This window comes from Stenotrophomonas maltophilia (assembly GCF_013464485.1).
Lineage (GTDB): Bacteria > Pseudomonadota > Gammaproteobacteria > Xanthomonadales > Xanthomonadaceae > Stenotrophomonas > Stenotrophomonas maltophilia_AW.
Genome location: NZ_RAUX01000019.1, coordinates 37,414 through 57,216, shown reverse-complemented (window position 1 = coordinate 57,216; position 19,803 = coordinate 37,414). Strand labels below are relative to the sequence as shown.

The window sequence follows — 19,803 nt, the reverse complement described above, 5'->3', positions numbered from 1 at the left end:
CATGGTCTCCTCAAACTTCATCAATATCTCACCTGGCGTAGAGGTCATGGTTGGCCAGCGCCGGTACCGGATCACCCGGTCCCTGGACATCAACAGTGTCTTGGCCGAAGACGTCGAGACCGACAAGGTTGCCAGGCTTCGAATCGAGACTATGTCCCGAGTTCTGGAAGTGGAAGACGGGGATGAGACACCTAACTTCTCCGTTCACCACTTCTCGGATGATCTATGGGCAGTGGCACAACGGCGCTTTGAAGCTATCAAGCCCTTGCTGGACAATCCTCGCCGCAGCAGGTCATCAGTTGCCGCAGCGGCGTTGAGTGCCGGCGTCAACACGTCCACGCTTTACAAGTGGCTGGCGCTCTATCACGACCATCAGCACGTAGCGGCCTTGGTCCCAACTCGACGCGGACGGAATAGGGGTACACGCTTTCTGCAGGCGGACCAGGAGTTAGTGATCGCCTCGGTTATCGAGGACTTCTACCTCCAGAAGCAGAAGCCGAGCCCGAAGTCGGTCGTGGATGAGGTGATGCGCCGCTGCCGCGTGGCCAAGATTGATCCGCCGCATCCCAACACTGTTCGGAATCGCATTGCCGATATCCGGCCAGCTACAGCACTCCGTCGCCGTGGCCAGAAGGACAAGGCGCGTGACAAGTACGAGCCCATCCGAGGTTCCTTCCCTGGTGCTGACTTTCCTCTGGCAGTGGTCCAGATCGACCACACGCCGTTGGACGTGATGGTCGTCGACGAGGAGCACCGCAAACCCATCGGCCGTCCATACCTCACTTTGGCCATTGACGTATTCAGTCGAGCCGTTGTTGGTCTGTACGTCACCCTGGACGCACCCTCTGCAACGTCAGTCGCGATGTGTATATCGCATGCGATGAACACGAAGAACGAGTATCTACGCGAACTAGGTGTAGAGGGAGACTGGCCCGTGTGGGGTCAGATCGGAACCCTGCATGCTGACAACGCTAGGGAGTTCAAGTGTAAGGCGGTGAACAGGGGCTGCGAGGCCAACGAGATCATCATGCAGTGGCGGCCGGTCAAGAAGCCAAACTATGGCGGTCACATTGAGCGCTATATGGGGGTAGTTGCCACTGAAATGAAGAAAGTGCCGGGTGCAACATTCTCCAACATCCAGGAGAAGGGCAACTATGACTCTGAGAAGGAGGCGAGCTTGACCCTGAGGGAAGTGGAGCACTACTTGGTGAACTTTATCGTCAACAACTATCACCAATGCGTGCACAGTCAGCTCGACGCAGCCCCCATCAAGGTTTGGGAGGACGCGATCCTGGGCGATGAGAAGCCTGGTGTGGGTCGAATGCTGCCGGCGGATCCAGACCGGGTTCGTATGGATTTCCTTCCCTACTTCCAAGTCACGGTGCAGCGGTACGGCGTGCGGATTGAGAATGTCTTCTACTATGACCCGATTCTTGATCGCCACATTGGGGCGACGGATGAGGACAACCCGAAGCTGAAACGCAAGTTCATCTTCGCAAGAGATCCTCGAAACATCAGCGAGATCTATTTCTTGGATCCAAATTCCGAAAGATACATTGCTGTTCCCTATCGAAACATGGCTCACCCGGCGATCTCTGCCGGCGAACTACGTGAAGCAAAGAAGCGAATCAAGGCTGAAGGTAAGGATGCTGTAGACGAGGAACGCATCTTCCAGAGCATTGAGAGCAATCGAAAGTTGGTCGAAGAGTCCAAAGCCAAATCCAAGGCTGCTCGCCGCCAAGCGGCGAAAGCTCCCAAGGCAAAGCCCAGTTCGATTGCATCCCAGTCCGCGCAAAGCTCGCAAGCCACGCCGCCGCCGCACCAGTCAGCAGCGAAGGCCCCTGACCGCAACATCTTCTCGCAGCCGCTCGAAGTCCTTGAAATTGGAGAGATCAACTGATGAGTAGCTATCCCCATCTGCATGATCAGGTCGCTGCTTACATGGGCGCATCCAACGAGGAACGCATCGCAGTTGCACGTAAAGATCGTTGGATTGGTTACCCGAAGGCAATGGCTGTGCTGGATGAGTTGGACCAACTCATCGTGTACCCCTCCACACAGCGGCCACCGTGCAGGCTGATTGTGGCTCGAGGCGACAACGGCAAGACGGCACTGCTCCGGCAGTTCCAGTTGCGCCATCCAGCCGTACAGTTGGGCGACGGGGGCACTAGCCTCCCGGTGCTCCGGATCAACATGCCCGCTCAGCCGGACCTGTCCCAACTCTGGTCAGAAGTGCTCACTCGCTGCGCGACTACTCACCGCAGAGGTGACCCGGCCAGCGCCAAGTACACCATGGTGGTATCTGTCCTTCGCGTACTGAAGGTTCGCGTGCTCGCAATCGACGAGTTCAATGACGTTGCTCTTGCCAGGAAGGGGACGTCGGATGTTCTGGCTGGCATCCGTAAGCTCAGCAATGAGCTGAATCTAAGTATCGTTGCTGCCGGCACCGAGGCGGCAGTTCATGCTTTGGCCTTCGATCCCCAAATGCGATCGCGATTCAGTGCCTTGTCCATGCCCAAGTGGACCATGGATTTGCCGTATCTGAACTTCCTCAACACCTATGAGCGCCTGCTCCCCTTGGCCAAGCCCTCTGGGTTGGCGGGAGAGGCGCTGGCGCCGGTTTTACATTCGGCAGGCGGGGAGGCCATTGGTGGGACCGTGACCCTGCTTCGTAGCGCAGCAGCCATGGCGATCAGGTCCGGCGAAGAGAGGATCACCATCGAGATTATCAGGGCCGCCCAAGAGAGCGCTTCTCACGCTAGCGCACTAGCCGAGATCTGATCATGCGCATCGTCTGGCCGCCCCACGTGCCCGACGAACTGCTTTCCAGTTACTTGGCTCGAATCGCAATCGCCTACGGAATTTCGTCTCACAAGCTCATGGCGCTCCATGCGCCTGGCTTTCAGGTCTGGACCAGGGATGTTGATGTCTGCGCCTCCGATGCACTTTTAGAACGCCTGACGTATCCGTCAGGAAGATCTCTACAGATGCTTTATGGACTCACCCTTGGCGAATGGAATGCAGTGACAAGGCGCACTTGCGATCCGCCACAAGGGGTCTACCACTGGATCAACAGCATGGGCGTGTATCACCGGACTCGCCTTAGACACGGTCTAGCTTTCTGCCCGGAGTGCTTGGAGGAAAATGGAGCGTATCTACGCCAGTGGCGACTGTCATTCTGGACGGTTTGCCCGTTGCACCAAAGGGTTCTGCAGGATGCATGCCCCTATTGCGGGGCGGTGGTTCAACCCCATCGACATGGATTTGATCTTCGTAGATGTTGGCACTGCAATCGATTCCTAACCACTTGCGTCACGGCAGCAATGCGCGCTTTGCCGCTCCAGTCATTCCTCTTCAGATGCTTGATGTATCCCAGCAGCGAAATTGAGTTCAACGGTCATTGCTGTTCCGGGGCTGAGGTGCTTTGGGGGAGCGATGTACTTCTCCAAGCACTCAAGCCGGTCTGCAGGACATTGGGGATGGGGCCAGAGCGGGGGCTGAGGATCGAACTGCGCAGGGTACCGGATCGCCACGCGGACATGGAATTGCTCTCGCACCTGCTGGGTCTTGGACCCGCTGGCTTGGTAGCGATGGGTGAGTCCATGGAGGTGACCCAGAGGTGCTTTCGCCAACAGATGCCCCCCTGGATAAAGCTGTTAGCGGAGCAGCTTTCCGCGGGTCGCGTCAATCGCGGGCCGAAATCAAATCGAGCCGAGTTGAGGTCCGCAGGTGAGGCTCAGCGAAAGCGCGTCAGTGGATGGCGCGAGATGAGAGCAGATGTGTTGTTCAAAATGATTGGAAGAAGCAATGAGTACAGATAAACAGGGGCGTCGAACCTGCGACGGCTGTTACGCGCCGATGATATATGCCCATAAGCTGTACAAGGGTAGCGAGTACTGCGGGACATGCTATAGCAGTCATTTCGTGAGTTGCAGTTGCCCAACATGCAGCGGGACAGTGGTGCATCACGCGTCGGAGCCACATGCTCCATCCTGTGATTCTTGTCTTCGTAACCAGAGACGCTGTATCAGGTGTGACAGGCCCGCGCGCGAAGCACGCATCATCCGGGATACCACACCTGGCCCCGACGGTGGATCACCCATCACCTATGAGCATTTCGTGTGCCCATCGTGCTTCCCGTACACCACTCCCGAGATTGAATGCCCCATCTGCAAGCGGCCAAGTCAGCGTCTGGCAGGTGCTGCACACCTGCCGGACAACCTAAAGGCTTGCCCATCATGTTTGAACAAGCACACGCATGCCACCTGCGGTCGATGCCGGAGGTACAGGAAGGTGGTCTCGGTCACTGAAGAGGGGAGGCCACTGTGTATCGGATGTGGCGGCGACCAGCCAGCCGAGCACATGTGTCCAGACTGTGGTTCAACGGTTAAGGGCACCGGAGCGGCCCGCTGTGATTCATGCTCGATCGCCGCACGCCTCAGGCGAGAGGTTGCGCTGAGCGCGGCAACCATTGAGCGCGAGTGGGTCGCTTCCCTGTACACCGCATTTGGCGAATGGCTGCTCGCGAGGAACGTTGCTACTGGCGGACTTCCCAGGAAAGCTGTCCAAGCTGCACCGTTCTTTCGTGCCATCGACTTGGATGCCGGCACCCATCAGCCGATAGTGGCGGCTGATCTGCTCCGTCTATTCGATTCCAAGCAACTGAGGGCCAACCTGAACGTCACCCGCTTCATCTGTGAGCGCTACGGGTTCCAGATTGACGAGAATGCTCGTGCCCGAACTCGTGACATCGCGCTGATCGAACGTGGTCTGGAGGAGAGTGCATCCAAACCGTGGGCCAGGTATCTGACTGACTACAGGACATGGCTGGCGGGTAAGCCGACTAGGACCCAAGCCCAGTACCTGAGGACGGCACAGGCGTTCTGTGAGGCGGCCGATCTTGGCGGCCCCTTTGCGCAGGAGCATCTAGTGAGGTACTTGGATTCGGCACCTGGTTCACGCGCCAACCTGAGCGTCTGGGTCGGATTCGTTCGGGCGCGGTATGGATGGTCTGTGACAATGCCCCCAAAGGTCGCCAAGAAGGCAAACCTCAGGCGGGATGCGCAGACACTGATGGACCTACTGCCGCGGGTACGCGTTCCAGACACTGCCTCGGATGAGGACCTGGCTGCGACCATCGCCCTCGCTTACGGGTTTGAGTTAAGCACCCTACGCCGCCAAGTGACTGGGGTGACGGATGTAGGAGACTTGATCACCAGGGACGGAATCGTCGAGGTGAAAATGGAGCTGAGGGCTGTTGTTGCCGAGTGGTCGAGGCGAGCGTTCTAGAGTTGCTTTCTGGAAGGATACGAGAGCCAGCCTGGATAGGCCGGCTCATGCTTCTGGAGGCAGGTCGTCCGGATGGGGAGGTAGGCCGAGCAACTGCCGGGCATCTGAACTCAATGGATTGGCGATGAGGTCAGCGATCTTGCGGGTGCACCAGTCATAGAACTCCGGATGATCATGCATGAGGTTCGCCTGACCTTGTTCGCTGTAGCTGACGCGGAAGCAGTACCGTACCGGCCCAACCGTAAGCGTCGAATAGAATGACGTAGGGGCTGGGGTATCCTTGTCTCCAGTGACAATCAGGCCGCCATGTGCAGCATAAGGTATCGCTGAAAGCTCGTTCTGCAGGCGTTTGTATGCCTTATCCAGGTCAATTCTCAGTTCCACGATGTTGCGATCATTAAGACCGATTGTGAAGTCCCCAAGTTCATCCTGGAACGGCGCGCCCATCTCGCGAGATGGCAGCACATCAACTTGGCGAAGTATCTGAATACGTCTAAGTAGAGTTACCCAGAGGCGTCCCTGAATCGAGGGTCATGCGTGAAGTCTGCTGGGTCATGACTACGACTGGCGAGGCGGGATGCCACGGCATGGAACTCGTCGAAGGCAAGGTCTGCCGGCCGCGTTCGAGCGCTGTTACATTGCTCACGGACTCGTGCTTGAAAGTGATAGGCCTCTGATCTCGAACCATGAGCGTGCCGGAACCCTCCTCCGTCGCGAACGATCACCGCCTGCTGGTCGCCAAACACCGATCACAATGCCGATGCCTTGATTTCATGCTCTCCTGAGAGTGAACTGGCCCCTAGGGACGTACGCCAACAAGCGATACTTGATCGCACCTGGAGGTTCATATGTCCCCTATTAGTCGCCGTAGCTATACGGATGAGTTCAAGCATCAGGCCGTGAGCCTGGCCGAGTAGCTGGGGCCGGCAGCGGCCGCCCGGCAACTTGAGATTTCGTGCAAAACGTTGACCAACTGGATCGAGGTGGTTCGCGAGGGTCGCTCGTTGAGTTCGCAGACCCGTCGTCAGGCCACCGATCTGGAGAGCGAGCTCAGTCGTCTGCGGGCGGAAAATGCCACCTTGCGGATGGAGCGGGAAATCCTAAAAAAAGGGCGACGTTCTTTGCCAGAGAGTTCAAGTGAGATACGCCTTTGCCGCCTGCCACAGGACTCGCTACCCACTTGGCCTGCTGTGCCGGGTGCTGGGGGTGTTGGTTTCCGGCTTCCATGATTACCTGCGGCGCAGGGATCCACGGGGCGGCCTGCATGCCGAGGCACCCCTGCGCAGCATTCACGCAGCCAGCCGCTGTACGTACGGACGGCGGCTGGCTGGTGCGGGAGCTGCGGGCCCGCAAACACCGCATCGGCCCCAAGCGGGTGAGCCGGCTAATGGCCGAGGAACGGATTCGTGGCAAGGTCAAAGGCGGTTTCAAGCTGCGACCAGCCCCCGTGCCGAGCTTGTTGCCGGGCAATTTGCTGGATCGCCGCTTCACCGTCGGATCATGACTTGCCGCATGGGCCGGTGGCATCACATATGTCCCAACGCGGCAGGGCTGGCTCTACCCGGCCGTGGTCATCAGCATGCAGACCCGCAAGGTGCTCGGTTACAGCGTTTCGTCCCGGGTGACGGAAGAGCTGGTCGTAAAGGCGTTCAACAATGCCTGGGCTGCACACCCGCAAAAGCTTGGCCTGATCTTCCACTCTGACCGCGGTGGGCAATACATCGGCGCGCAGTACCAACTGCTGCTGCAGCGGTTGGACGTTGTGCAAAGCCTGAGCAGGCCGTGCAACTGCTAGGACAACGGGGTGGTCGAGAGCTTCTTCGCCACGCTCAAAACCGAGGAAGCCAGCCACACCTACACCACGCGGGAAGACGCCAGCTCGGCAATCAACGCCTACATTCTCGGATTCTACAATTCAGCCAGACTACACTCAGCCTTGGGCTACCTATCCCCCAACGACTACGCCCGGCAGTTCGAGGCTGCCGCCTGAAACGGCTTTATGGCGTACGTTTTCAGGGGGCCAGTTCACTTGGCCTCCGGCACGCTCATGCCGCTGAACTTGCTGCGCCACAGGTAGTAGGAGGCCTCGCTGAAACCGTGCCGCCGGCACAGGTCCTTCACCGCCACGCCGGCTTCGGCCTCAAGCAGAAAGCTGATGATCTGCTCTTCGGAAAAGCGCTTCTTCACGTCCAATCTCCGTCTCGTTGGTGATTGAACTCCAAATCGCCGCGCTACTCAAAACTGGGGGGACGTCGGCGAGAGGGCATCGCCTCTCTTGAGTTCCAGATACAACGATTCCTGCACTTGATTGGCGACCAATGACCGTACCCAGCTCAGTGCCATTCTCTCTTCCAATCAGCATTTGCAATTATCGCCATGCTCGTCCGTAGGCGCGCTAGGCCGATCTGGCCCAATCCAAGAGTTGCTTGGCCAGATGAACGTGCGTCAAGCTAACGCGATACAAGGGGCGGGTGGATGCAAGCTGGATGGAGACTCGACGCAGAGCCGTGGATGGCTCATCGTCGTCTTCATAGATCACAAGGTCGTCGGGGTGATAGAGTCCAGCCGGCGGCATCTTCGCCAAGAAGACAGAGCACTTTTTGACTGTCCGTGGATCGAAGGCGACTTCATTTCCAGTATCAAAGCGATAGCTGACCAGGTAGTCATTTGCGTCACTTAGGTGGTGCTTGGCATTCGGATGTGCGTCAAGCAGATCTCTCAAGTCCCTCCCTTGCAAGTGCCTTCTCCTGGATGTCGGACGGTCGGTCGTTGGTGGCTGACCTGGTTGCTCAGACTAGCCATACTCCCATTGGAAGCATTCGGTGGCAATGGTCGTGAACGATGGTGAGGCGCCGTGGCGGAAAGGGTGACTTTGGTGCATGGTGCGACCAGGCTATGGTTGGGGCTGACCGTTGCCTATCGATTTCAGGAACGCCTCCAATGGCGCCAAGCTCCACTTTTCGCTACCTGGCTTCTCCATGTAGTGAGGGTGGGTGTAGCAGACGCGTCCTTTCCTCTCAAATGCCTTGCCTAGCGAGACACCCTGAACCGATCGGATGATGCTGAGTGCAGCCTGCGTCTCTGCTCGGATAGCGAGATCGTCTGAAACGACAAACGCCGACGCAATGGACTCATTACTCTTGTCTCTCTTGCTTCTTCTCTCGACCTCAATCCATAGGCCCGCAAGGCCATTGGGCAGCAACAGTCTGATTACAAATGCTGTGCGAGCGAGGGCTCTGTAGTGTGAATCTGCCTTCTGAAGGTACATCCAAGATCGCGTCCCCCAATCAGCTTTTCCAATGCGGACTGCCTTGCGTTCGTCCTCGCCCAGAAAGTTCCAACAAGGGTAGGCGCCAACTTGGACGCGTTGCTCGGAGTCAACGGGGACGACGACCCGGTACTCTGCAATGGTCCCCTTCATCTTGAGTACCTTCAGAATCGCCATCAGTTCAGTCAGCAATTCAGATGCCTCGCGTTTCTCATGGGCGCTGTGGGCGTGGCTGAGATCCTCTTGCTTGCCGGCTTTTCGGCCGCCAGAAATCTCTGTGGTGGGCTCCTGACGGTCCTTCTTTCGCTTGGAACTGTACTTGAAGCTCTGATCCTTTTTGAGCCGGATGATCTTTGGCTTCGGATAGAAAGCGAAGGAGATGGAGGGCATATCAAACCCTGGCTTCCGCTCGGTTGCCTCATGCGTGTCTACCGTCGGCTTGCCATTAGGACGAGGCGATCGAGGTCTACTGCCATTGTTGTGTGGCCTAGGTCCTCCCGTATGAATCACCTTTTCACCCTCGGTGGCATCATTGACCAGGATCGTAGCGATTGGCGGTAGTCGCTTCGAGAAGGACATCTGGTGAATCGCTGTCACCAGGAAAGTCCTGCCGGCGAATCCGCCGTCCTTGCGACGGTTCAAGAAGTAGCCAGATACGGTGCCTTGGTATGGTCCCAAGAGTGGGTTCAACGGGATCTCGGCATTGGAGTACCAATGCGAATCCTCGGCGCCCCAAAGGGCAGCGTCCAACTGGGCTCTCAGAATGGGCTCGTGAATGCGCTTGGCCCGGGCCTCGGCATAGTGATCAAACCGGAAGAGGGCCATCATTGGGCCATCATCCAACGTCATACCCAACGCAAGCACGATCTTCCAGCAGCCGCTCTGCTCATCGATGCCGGTAACGTGTCCGGCGAACTCCTGCTCGGAAATGGCCTTGGACCTGACGGTACTCCACGGCCCCGCGGTGAAGATGTCTGCAATGGTGGAATTGAACGCGTAGAACGCCCGGAAGATCACGGTCCTGGGGATGATGTACTCAACCTGATTTCGCTCGTCACGGCTCCTCGTGTCCCTAGCCACCAGGATTCTGGAGCAGTAACTCAGTGCTTCCTGAAGGTGCAACTGGGACTGGGGAAGTGCGACAACGGTCTCGCCCGTGGAGCGCTCTCCAACTTTGGTGGACGGGAGTAGCCCGCTCTCCTGGTCTTCCTCGTACTCCTTGTACAGCCTGGACTCCTCGCCGAAGGCCAAGGCATTGCCCAGCTTTCGCTGCTTCGGAATCAGCATTCCGGTATAGACGCCCCTGCCATCCTCTCCGCGGATGAAGCATTGCCCTGCAACGTAGGTTGCTAGTGACCCCGCGAAGATGGTGCTGATGAAACCCTCAGAATTCTTGTCGGAGAACAGACGCGCGATCTGACGATCATCAAGTTTGGACGGATCTGACCCCCACCCACGTGGAATGGGCGCCAAATAGCACCTGACAGACGTGGACTCCGTTCCCTTGTGTGGCTGGGTGTAACCGTCGATGTAACGGATGAAGTACACGCGGGTGTCATCGGGGAAGTCGGTTAGATCAGTCATGCGGCCAGTGCACGGGGTGCCTCTCCATCATTAGCGGCACGCAGTCTCGTTAATTGAGTTTTCATTCTTCACGGCCAGGACGGCCGCTCGTTCATGAGAGCCAGCGATCGGGGCCCGTCGTCCTTTCAATGTGGACAAATGATGGAACCAATTGGCGGTAGCATGTGCGCAGTGACTTGACAGGCTGAGCGAATGAGCATGCGTCTTGTAGGCATCGATCCTGCCCTTGCTGGGCCGGCCCTGCGATCATTCAGCCAGATCGCCAACGCCTGGTCCCTGAGCATAGTTGAGCAGTGTGAAGTTCTTGGCCAGCCCGAAGATGTTGTTCTTGCATTGGCACAGACAGGGGTTGTCGAGGGACTCCAGCAGGAGACTCTCGAAAGGATTAGCTACGTTCTGGGCATCTATCGAGCGCTACACACAATCTTTCCAAACCGGACACAGGCTGATGGCTGGATCCGTCGACCCAATAAGGCAAGTTTGTTCAACGGTGCCCCAGCTCTGACACTCATGTGCAGTGGAAGTGTCGAGGACCTGGCCGCGGTCCGTGGGTATCTGGAAGCTGGAGCACCGCTAGACGCCTAGCTCCTGCAGGGCCGGATCAGATTGAAATGCTCTGAGAGCAGACGGGTAAGACGCTTGCGATAGAAGCCGCTGACATCGAAGTCACCTCTTCACGCGGAGCCGCTGAGTCGGCAATGCACTCACTGAGTGTATCTGGACGCTTTGGGAGGGGCGTACCAGTAGGCTCACGACGTGGACAGAGGTTGGCGGGTGGAACATCATTCGGAAGACCGACCAGACAATTAGTCTCAGTCTGGGCGACTGGCCACGGGTAGGGTGGATACGCCCAAATCGAGGAATACCACATGCGCCCAACTATTCTGGCTCTCGACCTAGAGGGCACCCTGATCTCCAATGCTGTCAGTCAGATCCCGCGGTCGGGACTGTACGAGTTCCTCGAGTACGCGCAGGGACAGTTCGATGAGCTTGTCATGTTTACGACAGTGGACGAAGTGCGTTTCCGTCGGATTGCCGCGTTACTGGTCTCGGAAGGCAAAGTGCCGGATTGGTTCGCCCAAGTTGCTTACACGACCTGGAGCGGTCGAACTAAGGATCTGACCTACGTGTCGCCAACTCTGGGAGAGGCCCTGCTGTTTGATGACCACGCGGCCTATGTTCATCCAGGCCAGGAGCCACTGTGGGTCGAAGTGCCATTGTTTGACTCTCCCTATCTGGCTGAGGACGAAGGTCTTCTGGTTGCGAAGCGACGCCTAGAGGAGAGAATGGTGAGCCTGGCTTTAGAGTCTTTTCCGACCGGCCGGCATGAGGATGCGCAGTCGTGAGGCTGCTGGTCATCTCCGATCTGCATCGCGAGTGTAGTCGGACGCGGCTGCGGTTGCTCGCAATCCGTTAGGCGTGGTTCTTCCCAACCTTAAGCGTAGTCGACCAGGCGTTGTCGTCGCTGGGAGAATCCGAGCCTCTATCCCAGCTTCGTTGTTGAGGTCTGAGATCGCATCAGCCGCAATCGTCTTGGCAGCTTGGTCGGGCCGCGCAATTCATTAGTTCACCAGAAGGTACCAGTACCCATCTGAAGCATTGATCCCCAGCGCGTCGCGCCTGAGCATCAGGTCAGGTCCCGCTCCACACTAGCCAAGTAGTCTCGAGCAATCCGAGACATGGACGATCTCTCGACGAGACCGATCCTTGGTGCCATGGAGTCGAACAGATCAATGCACTTCCTGAAATCCGACGAGCTCTTTCGCAGGAGAGCGAGGCTGAAGATCGCCTGTGTAGCATCGCAATGCCCTCTGAGGACCAGGTTCTCAAGGTGACGACACACTGAGAAGAACGCAGCAAGCCTCTTTGAGTTCGACATGAAGCCGATACTGGGCATAGAGCGCAAGGCGGTCTGGGCAACGGGAAGGCTCTGGTCATACATGATCGCGACCTGTACAAGGTCCTGAGCCGACGCGCCTGTCAGCATGGAGTACTCAATCAGAAATTCCCTCTTCCCAACCATCGTTTCGGTCACGACCCACTTCCTTTGTGTGAAGCTCTATAGCGTTGCATACATACAGTGTGACCGCAAAACATGTGCCACTTGGGCTCAGGACTTCCTTCGATCCCGTCGACAGGGGCGATTGGCTGCGGTAGCTAGCGCTCTTTAGCCATCGGAAGAGGGTCTCATGACGGCGGCTGATGCCCCTTCTATGTGAATTCTGGACCGCTTGGCCCCGATCGGCTCACCAGTTTTTCTCTTGAATAAATAGACATGACAATCAAATAAGGAAACTGTCATGTCAAACAAAAAATCAAGTCGATTCCAGCCTATCTTCAAGAATTGCTTCAACGGCAACAACTTCATCCTCAGCAAGCAGCTGTCAGTCACCATTGTGCTCGGTGTCACTATCGTGGTCTCCATCGCCCTGGCGTTGACGCTTGGTGCCGGCGCGTTGGTCATCTGCGCGCTGATGTAGGGGCAGCAAAGTTCCTGCCCGGCATTGTGCAACACGGGCAACTGAGACTTTGTGGATACCAACCAAGCTGAAGCCTAGAAGAGCCAATCAAGGCGGACTGGATCCGCCTCAGGTGGCTTGCCACCCAAAGCCAGCGTTGCGGTATGCCGAAGGCAAACAGTCGGAAGTTGATGAATGATTTAAGGCGACGTTGTAAAGTTCGCCCGCTGCCCGGCCGATATCGTCAGCTTACCCCCCTGTGCCTGGCCAGGCCGACGACCTCTGAGGAAGATCCATGGAAGGACGTGAAATCGTGGCTTTTGCAGCCGCGCTCATTGCAGCTGTGCTCGCCTATACCAAGCTGATCGCCGACAAAGAGTCCAAGATCTCTGACTTTCGGAAGGACTGGATCAATAGCCTTCGCGAGGCGCTCTCGGAAATGCTGGGGGAGGCCTACACGATCTCTGGGCGTATCAGGATTCGGGTCAAGCATGCCGAAACCGTGAGGGCGGCGGCGGTGGCGGCGGCGGCCGAAGCAGCTAAAGCAGCTAAAGCAGCTAAAGCAGCTTCTGCCGCGGCGACTACGGACGAGGGCGCCAATACTGCAGCCGAGCCTGGTGGCTCACACATTGCCGCTGTAGAAGATGCAGCCGCACAGCGGGCTGTGGGTGCGACCTCGGATGCGGCCGCGAGCATTCAGAGTTCTGACTCTGTCGACGCTGCTCCTGCGCAGGATGAGAAGGGTGCTGGAACTGATGCTGCTGGAGGCTCAGAGGCACCCACTGCAGGTGCCACCAAGGACTCATCCAAGCCAAAGCAACCGCTGCTAACGGAGGAGCAGGTCGTTGAGCTCGAGAAGGACCTGACAGATCACTGGCACAGCCTTCGGAAGGCACATCGCGCCATTCTCCTTCACCTGAACTTCGGCGAGACGGCCTCAGGCTTGCGTGAGTTCAAGGAGGTGGAGCTGGAGGGCAGTAGGCCCGCTGGCGTCTGGAAACATTTGGTCGATCAGACGCGCATTGGCGGCGCAGGTAGGAGCTTCGATAGCTACAAGCCGAGTCAGAACCGCGGCATGTCTGATGCCGCTGTGCTTCTCGTCGACCAGTTGGAATTGCTGGTGGAAAAGCTTCTCGGTGAGTACGACGAAGTTGGTGAAGAGAAGAGATACGATGAAATCAAGAAGGCCATCTCCGATGCGACTTTGCTTGGCAACTTGGTTCTCAAGCCAGAGTGGAATCGGATCAAGGATGGAGAGCCAAAGTTCAACAACGTGCTCAAGCAACTGAAGCGGCTGGCGTTGGGTGGCTTGGCGTTCCTGCTTTTGTTCGTGTTCATCCCAAAGAAGCAAGGAGATAGCGCGACAGCGCAGAGGCTTATCATCGATGTCAGTCAGCGCCAGGAATCTCCGATGACCTGTCCAGAGATGTTGGACTTGCGCGACAAATGGAGGGGAGTTGCTCCCGTCTCTTCCAGCCTGCCGTGGTGCCCCCCCAGGGGCTTGTGAGCGAAAGCCTACTGGCCCTCCCACTACACTGGGGTACTGGGAGGCGCTGGCGGCAGTGGCGGTGGCGGTGGCGGTGGCGGTGGCGGGGAGCCAGCAAGCGTCTCGTCGAGCAGCAGGTCCACGTTAGTGTTCTTGGTCCGTGTGCCTGAATCCATCGTATCGTTGGACTCTGCAAGCGCTGCCATGAACTTATCCCGTTCCCGGAACTCGCTCTCCATCCGTTTGATCGTCTGATGGATCGTGAGTTCGAATTGGTCGTACTTTGCAGGTTTGTTCCCTGAGAACTCCAGCATCGTGCAGAAGCGCGTCGGAAATTCCCGGATCAGCGCCGTGGTAAAACCATGTACAAGCACCGGCTCGGCCTTCGGCCGACACATCAGTGCGTCTTCAGCACGATAGATGGCTCGGCGTGGTTCCGTGTCGAGCCAGATCACAGGGTACGGAATGCCGCCCAACACTCCCTTGAAAGGCTGTCTTCCATCAAAGTAGAAGTTGAAGTTCCTGTAGTCGAGAGTCGGGATATGACTGGGTTCGGCGATCAAGTCGACACATACCTTGCTAAGCATGTGCGCAAGTTCGACTGAGAGGGTCAACTTGCGAGAAGTTGCCTCCGCGCTTACGCGAAACCCGGTGTCAATTGACTGGCCAATGAAGTCACGACTGACCGTGGAATGACCTTCTCGGAAAAGTTTGAACAGTTCTGCGTTCTCCCAATCCGAGTCCGTCTCGGCCGGATCGGGAGTACGATCATCTGCTGAGGTCAACTGTGGATGTGCATCATCTGGCTGTGGTTCCGGGTCGAACGGAGCGACAGCTTGGGCCCCTTGCTTGGCCAGTTCAGCTTTTCTGGCTTCTGCCAGTTGGCCGGGGGCGCCTGTAACAACGCGGTGCCCGTGGGCGAGCAGGAAGATCTCCCTATTGCGAATGGGAAAATCCGCAAGCCACGCAGACGCCTTCAAGTCGAGTGACTTCGACTTGGTGAGCATGCTACGAAGTTCAGTGAGAACGCCCATCCAGGCGCTCATGCAAATCAGTGCCTCATGGGGATGCTCGATCTCCTTAGTAAAGAGGACCTCGTCGCCAATGGTCTTCCAGAGCTCTGGCGGATCAGCGCTCAGTGGCAACATGCTGGGTGAGGCCTGGTGGGCCTTGTACGCCTCGTCCCACTTCTTCTCGAAGAACCCTTGAGACTTGCTGTAGAACGACCGGACAACGCCAAACCAGGAGTCCGAATCACGGCTGGATCGCTGCTTGAAAGCAGTTGACCCAACAATGTCTGCACTCATGAAAAGTCGCAGGCGCGGCCTAAGTGACTCGCGGACAGAGTCAGGAGCCAGTCGTTCGGTTGCCATCAGGGGATCAGATTAAGCGATCGCGCTCTGACGCCAGCTGCGCTCTCGGACACACCGAAGCGCTCGGCCACCTTCGCGATGTCCTGATCCAGTTCTTTGTAGATATCTATGAATGCTTGGCTAGGCATCAGGAAGGACGCAGCAAACCAATTGGCTTCGTGCTCAGTTCTGTCACTGCCGAAGCGCCTCGCACGCATGTGCGTGATCTTGTTGTCCGCTTCGCGCTTGTTGTTCTGCAGCAGGTAGTGCAGGACAAAGTGACCAAGCTCGTGGGCAATGGTGAACCTGTCGCGCTGAGGACTGGTGTTCAACGGGATGTTGATGGTGAACTTGCCAGGCTCGATGGAGATCGAACCCGACTCCAAATCGCCTTCGGCCAATTCGCCGTACACGATCTGGCCACCCATCCTCTCGACGATCGGCTCAATGGGGCCGCCCAGGACGAAGCCAAGCTTCGTAGCAACATCCGCAGCTAGGGCTGAAACGTCGACACGTGCCCATCCCAGTTCTTTCGGCTTGTCCCAAGTGACCGTCATGATCGTCCCCCGTCTGTAAAGAAAATTGTAGCACCACGTATTGCCTTACAAGTACAACACCCCTGCGTCGCAACGCCTGCGATTGGCCAGAGTTGCTGGGCAGGGGGGGCGGGAAGGGGCAGTTGGGGTGGGCTTGGCATGGCAACGCCTTGGGGGTGCTTTCCCAAGAACCAATTTGCTAGCAGTGCTAAAAACGCTGTGTGAAGGGCATTTGGTGTCCCTAGCGGAGGGGGGGGCGGAATGGAGCCGTACTCTTGTCAGGGCTGATCCCTATCTGGGACGGGGGCGCCTTGAGTTGCTCCGTTCAGCAAGTTCCCTCCCCCCACCGTCTGGGTAGCCAAAGTGTGAAAAAGGGGTCAAGTGCGCAAATTGGCCCATCCCCTGGCCGGCAAGTTGGGCTAAGGAGCGAGTTAGGTTGCCCTCAATCGTACCTGCCCAACTCATCTTCACGAATGATCCTGGGCCGGCCTAATTGGGCTAGGTGAGGCGGCATCATTCCACGGCACCAGAATGCAATGGATGGCGGTTCAGGTTGACCATCGAAACAGCCGGATTCGTCTCAAATGATCCATGACTGCAGCAATCGACAAGCTGGCGCGATTGATACCCATTCCCGTTGGTGCTTCAACTTGCTACATGCAAGCCTACAGTGGATCACGCAGTTCATTGGCGGTGAGGGGGGGGCGAATCCTGCGGACATCTCGCCACACTTGCGACCAAATGGGGAGGCCAGTGACTAAGCCTCCCCAAGTTCGAGATCAATTGCTGAAGCTAACTTCTTCTGCGAGGTGTTCGTACAGATGCTTCTGGCGAAGTGCGGCAACTTGAATGACCGAAGGGATAGTGACTCGGTACGCAGCGCCTGCAACATCGACTGCAGTCCAGATCCCAGTGATCACCCAGCCAATCGGTCCAGTCAGCAATGCCATCGTTCTGGTGAGGGCGATGTTGCCAGCGAAGGAAAGCCCGCGGCCAATGAGCGCTTTCAGGATGGCGTTCACTATGATCGCGGTCAGTTGGTATGACCTGAAGCCACCCAGCCGGAACACCGCCTGGAACACGCCGACCATGGTTTCAGCCGTGACACCATTGGTGTTCTTGACGCCGGTGGACTCTGCCAGTTCTCTCAGTTCTTCGGGGCTCATCTTCTCCAGAGCGTCAGTAAGGATCTTCATCAAAAGATTGCTCTCGATCTTCTCTACGCTGGAGTTTTTCGTGTAGTTCACCTTCATCTTATCGCATACATCCATCAGCACTTCCTTGTACTGAACGCCCTTGCCACCCCGGAACATCGTAGCGAAGGTGTTTGCCCCGAAGCACTGAATTTCGGCTGCAATCTGCTCCCAGTACTGATGATGATCTGGGTTGTACGTCTTGTATCGCGCATGCATGGTCAGCTCCTCCGTGAATCGGGGGGATCCATCCTTGTCATGCGTGAGGCAATAGACGAGATCATTCAGATCTGCGGACTCCAACTGACCCAGGAATTCCAGGTCAGGATCACTGCGGTAAGCCATGTAAATCCCTTTCTTTGCTATGAAATCTGACTGCCGATGTCTGCTGGACGTACCTGGGCTTGCTTCTCTCTCGATCGCGAATTCAAACGGATGAGCGAACTCATCCGATAGTTCCGTAGCGGATGCATGCGACAGTTATCTGCTCTAGCCATGCAAGCGGTGGTGCATGGTCAGAAGAGAGATGTGCGGTGCAATTGATCTGCGAAGTGGACAGGTAGTGCCGCAGTGAGCCGGCTACTGAATACTGAGAATAACGATGCTCTCGACCTGCTTGGTCGCGGCGTACTCTCGCTTCCGGATGGCCTCCATGACGGCGCTTTCCGTTTTTGCCTGTGCAAAGATGCCAGTTGGCCCCACGTTGCGAACCGATTGGCCCTTGATCTTGATCTGGTACCTGACCTTGACGTTGACTGCCATAGACCTGCTCCAATGTCTCATCCTTGATGGAAGCATTGCGGGCACAAGTCACCCGCACGCATGTCACCTATCGGCCGCTGCGTGCGCTTCTTTAGGGGGCGCTTCGCAGTCTTTCAGGGGCACCTACGTTTGATGGTTCTAGCCGTCCCGCCGACCTCGGGGGTGTCTGTTTCGCCCACACACTGCTTGCAGTCCAGTGGCTGAGTGGTGGAAGCCCTCACCGGACAGGGGGGGGCTGCGTCGACGGGCACGAAGGCCCCTTGAGTTCGACCGGGTTTCCATCCGGATCGAAGAAGCACAAGAATTTGCCCGTACCCTCCGCGCCGTAGCGAAGCTGGGCAGGCTCGGCCGAGAGGCCAAACGAACGCGCATGGGACTGAATGACCAGTTCTTCAAACTGGTCGATCCGCAGACAGAGGTGATCCACGTTGCGGCCCCCAATCCCTGGCGCCTCACCGCCCCTTGCTCCCAGCGGGCCGTTGACATCCAGTAGGTCAATCGTGGATGCGCCTACCCGCAGATGGACCATGCCAAATTCAGGACGGCGACGGTCAAGGGTGCCCCCAAACGCCCTCATAGAACGCAATGCATGCCTCCAGATCAGAAACCCTGAGGATTACGTGATCGATACGTTGGACAGTGAACGCTTTCATGAACACTCCTAAGCTCGGGGAGTGGGCGCGCTGAGATCGGCGCGCCCTCCGTAGACTTCGATGAACTCAGTCGACCTTTGCGTGCACCTTCGGCATGTCGCCGCTGAAGTCGACCCAGGCGTTGGTATTGAGGAGTTCCGAATGCGGCACGGCCGACTCCTCAAAGCGAATGGTGAAGCTTTCCGGGCCGTGCGCGAAGGCCACGATCAGGCCGCGCTTGGGGGCCATGTAGCCGGCGTGCAGGGCCAAGCCAGGGTAGCTAAGTCGGACCGCCGGACCCTCCGGATCGATCTCCAGCACGGTAAGAAGGGTCAGCACGCCGTCGGGAAGCACATACATCCAAGTGAACGGACCGCCCGATACCACGGTCATCACTTCATCAATGCCCCCGCCATCGTCAGAAGTGTTGACGTGCAGACGACCGTAACCGAACCCCTAGACATCAGTTCCCATCGGCGCGATATTCGCGCAAGCCGAAGGAGCATATGCCTTGAGCATTCTCAACGTTCTTCTGCGTCCAGATCAGCTCCTGGTGGCCGTCGACACCCTGGCCGAAGATGCCCACACTGGCAGGAAGTCGTGTGGTGCGAAGCTGTTGCTTATTCCCCAGCATAACTTGGTTCTCGCCGCCCGCGGCAGTTCCCAGTTCTTCCTGAGGATCTACGAGCTTTCCCTGCAAGCCAGCTTCAGGGCGGACTTCACAATGGAGCAGTTAAGTAGAGAACTTGGCCTAGTCATTGACCAACTATGGCCAGGGTACGAACGCGCGGCGCTGGAGGCGGGAATTCAGCCGAATGCTTTGGGGTCAGAGATGGTTCTGGGCGGCTGGTCCCCTAGAGCTGGCCGGATTGTCGCAACTGCTTATGCCAAACAAAGCAGTGCGACACCCGCAGTCGTTCTGCAACTCAAGGGCGGCCTGGCCTCTCCGGGGGAACCGCTGCAGGGGAGAGAAGACAGCTTCTCCCCCGATGCAGTTCTCCAATCCAGTCGCATCCAGGCTGCATGGCTGAACAAGACAACAGGCCGCCAAGTTGCAGGTGGGCACGTGTTGGCAGCCGTTCTACGTGAGGGACAGACGGTCATACACGATCTTGGCTCGATCTGACCCACTAGAGAGCTTTACGCGCTATTGAAGAGGCTGCCTCCTACACCAATCAGCTTAGTGAGGACAGGGTAGTAAATTTGGCGGGCTGCGTTGATCTGATCCAACGCTAGCTGCCC

20 protein-coding genes and 1 pseudogene are annotated in these 19,803 nt (G+C 57.4%); 12 read left to right on the top strand and 9 right to left on the bottom strand.

The genetic code is table 11. The features are described from left to right. Position 1 precedes the first annotated feature (1 nt). From D7Y61_RS09590 to D7Y61_RS09575, 4 genes are all read left to right on the top strand, one after another. On the top strand, positions 2–1,900 hold the full coding sequence (locus D7Y61_RS09590; protein ID WP_088611095.1) for a Mu transposase C-terminal domain-containing protein: 1,899 nt from the start codon (positions 2–4) through the stop codon (positions 1,898–1,900). Beyond that, positions 1,900–2,781: a TniB family NTP-binding protein gene (locus tag D7Y61_RS09585; protein ID WP_049459162.1), complete on the top strand. Its 882-nt coding sequence runs from the start codon at positions 1,900–1,902 to the stop codon at positions 2,779–2,781. The genes D7Y61_RS09590 and D7Y61_RS09585 overlap by 1 nt, the downstream gene beginning before the upstream one ends. 2 nt (positions 2,782–2,783) lie before the next feature. Beyond that, positions 2,784–3,821: a TniQ family protein gene (locus D7Y61_RS22770; RefSeq protein ID WP_088611096.1), complete on the top strand. Its 1,038-nt coding sequence runs from the start codon at positions 2,784–2,786 to the stop codon at positions 3,819–3,821. Positions 3,822–4,293: 472 nt separating this feature from the next. Then, the gene (locus tag D7Y61_RS09575) at positions 4,294–5,289 is read left to right on the top strand and encodes a hypothetical protein (RefSeq protein ID WP_151458217.1); all 996 of its coding nucleotides are present in this window, start codon (positions 4,294–4,296) and stop codon (positions 5,287–5,289) included. Positions 5,290–5,334: 45 nt separating this feature from the next. Here the strand turns inward: D7Y61_RS09575 and D7Y61_RS22620 are convergent, their stop codons facing one another. Continuing rightward, positions 5,335–5,736 carry a hypothetical protein gene (locus tag D7Y61_RS22620; RefSeq protein ID WP_225792026.1) on the bottom strand — a complete coding sequence of 134 codons (402 nt, stop codon included), beginning with the start codon at positions 5,734–5,736 and terminating at the stop codon, positions 5,335–5,337. A 536-nt stretch (positions 5,737–6,272) separates the two neighbouring features. Between D7Y61_RS22620 and D7Y61_RS22765 the strand changes: the two genes are divergently transcribed. The 3 genes from D7Y61_RS22765 (at position 6,273) to D7Y61_RS09555 (ending at position 7,279) form a co-directional block, all read left to right on the top strand. Then, on the top strand, positions 6,273–6,518 hold the full coding sequence (locus D7Y61_RS22765; RefSeq protein WP_414489734.1) for a hypothetical protein: 246 nt from the start codon (positions 6,273–6,275) through the stop codon (positions 6,516–6,518). A 296-nt stretch (positions 6,519–6,814) separates the two neighbouring features. After that, complete coding sequence (locus D7Y61_RS09560; RefSeq protein WP_105609275.1) at positions 6,815–7,084, top strand: DDE-type integrase/transposase/recombinase; 270 nt, start codon at positions 6,815–6,817, stop codon at positions 7,082–7,084. Positions 7,085–7,093: 9 nt separating this feature from the next. Beyond that, positions 7,094–7,279: an IS3 family transposase gene (locus D7Y61_RS09555; protein WP_180866036.1), complete on the top strand. Its 186-nt coding sequence runs from the start codon at positions 7,094–7,096 to the stop codon at positions 7,277–7,279. A 38-nt stretch (positions 7,280–7,317) separates the two neighbouring features. Here D7Y61_RS09555 and D7Y61_RS09550 read toward each other — a convergent pair. Together D7Y61_RS09550 and D7Y61_RS09545 are read right to left on the bottom strand one after the other, a co-directional pair. After that, positions 7,318–7,476, bottom strand: a pseudogene (locus D7Y61_RS09550) (transposase); the annotation flags it as partial. Positions 7,477–8,182: 706 nt separating this feature from the next. Further along, complete coding sequence (locus D7Y61_RS09545) at positions 8,183–10,141, bottom strand: hypothetical protein (RefSeq protein WP_049459166.1); 1,959 nt, start codon at positions 10,139–10,141, stop codon at positions 8,183–8,185. A 192-nt stretch (positions 10,142–10,333) separates the two neighbouring features. Here D7Y61_RS09545 and D7Y61_RS09540 point away from each other — a divergent pair, with 192 nt between their 5' ends. Both D7Y61_RS09540 and D7Y61_RS09535 read left to right on the top strand, forming a co-directional pair. Next, positions 10,334–10,726, top strand: a complete 393-nt coding sequence (locus tag D7Y61_RS09540) for an antitoxin Xre/MbcA/ParS toxin-binding domain-containing protein (protein ID WP_080356724.1) — start codon at positions 10,334–10,336, stop codon at positions 10,724–10,726. 284 nt (positions 10,727–11,010) lie between these two features. After that, complete coding sequence (locus tag D7Y61_RS09535; protein ID WP_049459167.1) at positions 11,011–11,487, top strand: NIF family HAD-type phosphatase; 477 nt, start codon at positions 11,011–11,013, stop codon at positions 11,485–11,487. Between the two features lie 281 nt (positions 11,488–11,768). Here the strand turns inward: D7Y61_RS09535 and D7Y61_RS09530 are convergent, their stop codons facing one another. Beyond that, on the bottom strand, positions 11,769–12,176 hold the full coding sequence (locus tag D7Y61_RS09530) for a hypothetical protein (protein WP_049459168.1): 408 nt from the start codon (positions 12,174–12,176) through the stop codon (positions 11,769–11,771). Positions 12,177–12,441: 265 nt separating this feature from the next. Between D7Y61_RS09530 and D7Y61_RS09525 the strand changes: the two genes are divergently transcribed. Together D7Y61_RS09525 and D7Y61_RS09520 are read left to right on the top strand one after the other, a co-directional pair. Continuing rightward, positions 12,442–12,621, top strand: a complete 180-nt coding sequence (locus tag D7Y61_RS09525; RefSeq protein ID WP_049459169.1) for a hypothetical protein — start codon at positions 12,442–12,444, stop codon at positions 12,619–12,621. A 274-nt stretch (positions 12,622–12,895) separates the two neighbouring features. After that, entirely contained in the window at positions 12,896–14,107 is a 1,212-nt protein-coding gene (locus D7Y61_RS09520) for a hypothetical protein (RefSeq protein WP_180866035.1), read from the top strand. A 23-nt stretch (positions 14,108–14,130) separates the two neighbouring features. Here D7Y61_RS09520 and D7Y61_RS22470 read toward each other — a convergent pair whose 3' ends face one another. The 5 genes from D7Y61_RS22470 to D7Y61_RS09495 form a co-directional block, all read right to left on the bottom strand. After that, entirely contained in the window at positions 14,131–15,393 is a 1,263-nt protein-coding gene (locus tag D7Y61_RS22470) for a hypothetical protein (protein ID WP_219627862.1), read from the bottom strand. A 65-nt stretch (positions 15,394–15,458) separates the two neighbouring features. After that, entirely contained in the window at positions 15,459–15,995 is a 537-nt protein-coding gene (locus D7Y61_RS09510; protein WP_049459172.1) for an ImmA/IrrE family metallo-endopeptidase, read from the bottom strand. 758 nt (positions 15,996–16,753) lie between these two features. Beyond that, the gene (locus D7Y61_RS09505; RefSeq protein ID WP_049460427.1) at positions 16,754–17,512 is read right to left on the bottom strand and encodes a DUF3944 domain-containing protein; all 759 of its coding nucleotides are present in this window, start codon (positions 17,510–17,512) and stop codon (positions 16,754–16,756) included. A 234-nt stretch (positions 17,513–17,746) separates the two neighbouring features. Beyond that, positions 17,747–17,929 carry a hypothetical protein gene (locus D7Y61_RS09500; protein WP_049460428.1) on the bottom strand — a complete coding sequence of 61 codons (183 nt, stop codon included), beginning with the start codon at positions 17,927–17,929 and terminating at the stop codon, positions 17,747–17,749. Between the two features lie 719 nt (positions 17,930–18,648). After that, positions 18,649–18,954: a hypothetical protein gene (locus tag D7Y61_RS09495; RefSeq protein ID WP_204314546.1), complete on the bottom strand. Its 306-nt coding sequence runs from the start codon at positions 18,952–18,954 to the stop codon at positions 18,649–18,651. A 118-nt stretch (positions 18,955–19,072) separates the two neighbouring features. Between D7Y61_RS09495 and D7Y61_RS09490 the strand changes: the two genes are divergently transcribed. Continuing rightward, complete coding sequence (locus D7Y61_RS09490; protein ID WP_049460429.1) at positions 19,073–19,687, top strand: hypothetical protein; 615 nt, start codon at positions 19,073–19,075, stop codon at positions 19,685–19,687. Positions 19,688–19,803 lie beyond the last annotated feature (116 nt).

Coding starts and splice junctions, on each gene's coding strand:
- D7Y61_RS09590 (WP_088611095.1), top strand. CDS start 2: ATGGTCTCCTCAAACTTCATCAATATCTCACCTGGCGTAGAGGTCATG.
- D7Y61_RS09585 (WP_049459162.1), top strand. CDS start 1,900: ATGAGTAGCTATCCCCATCTGCATGATCAGGTCGCTGCTTACATGGGC.
- D7Y61_RS22770 (WP_088611096.1), top strand. CDS start 2,784: ATGCGCATCGTCTGGCCGCCCCACGTGCCCGACGAACTGCTTTCCAGT.
- D7Y61_RS22620 (WP_225792026.1), bottom strand. CDS start 5,736: ATGGGCGCGCCGTTCCAGGATGAACTTGGGGACTTCACAATCGGTCTT.
- D7Y61_RS09545 (WP_049459166.1), bottom strand. CDS start 10,141: ATGACTGATCTAACCGACTTCCCCGATGACACCCGCGTGTACTTCATC.
- D7Y61_RS09540 (WP_080356724.1), top strand. CDS start 10,334: ATGAGCATGCGTCTTGTAGGCATCGATCCTGCCCTTGCTGGGCCGGCC.
- D7Y61_RS09535 (WP_049459167.1), top strand. CDS start 11,011: ATGCGCCCAACTATTCTGGCTCTCGACCTAGAGGGCACCCTGATCTCC.
- D7Y61_RS09525 (WP_049459169.1), top strand. CDS start 12,442: ATGTCAAACAAAAAATCAAGTCGATTCCAGCCTATCTTCAAGAATTGC.
- D7Y61_RS09520 (WP_180866035.1), top strand. CDS start 12,896: ATGGAAGGACGTGAAATCGTGGCTTTTGCAGCCGCGCTCATTGCAGCT.
- D7Y61_RS22470 (WP_219627862.1), bottom strand. CDS start 15,393: ATGAGTGCAGACATTGTTGGGTCAACTGCTTTCAAGCAGCGATCCAGC.
- D7Y61_RS09510 (WP_049459172.1), bottom strand. CDS start 15,995: ATGACGGTCACTTGGGACAAGCCGAAAGAACTGGGATGGGCACGTGTC.
- D7Y61_RS09505 (WP_049460427.1), bottom strand. CDS start 17,512: ATGGCTTACCGCAGTGATCCTGACCTGGAATTCCTGGGTCAGTTGGAG.
- D7Y61_RS09500 (WP_049460428.1), bottom strand. CDS start 17,929: ATGGCAGTCAACGTCAAGGTCAGGTACCAGATCAAGATCAAGGGCCAA.
- D7Y61_RS09495 (WP_204314546.1), bottom strand. CDS start 18,954: ATGACCGTGGTATCGGGCGGTCCGTTCACTTGGATGTATGTGCTTCCC.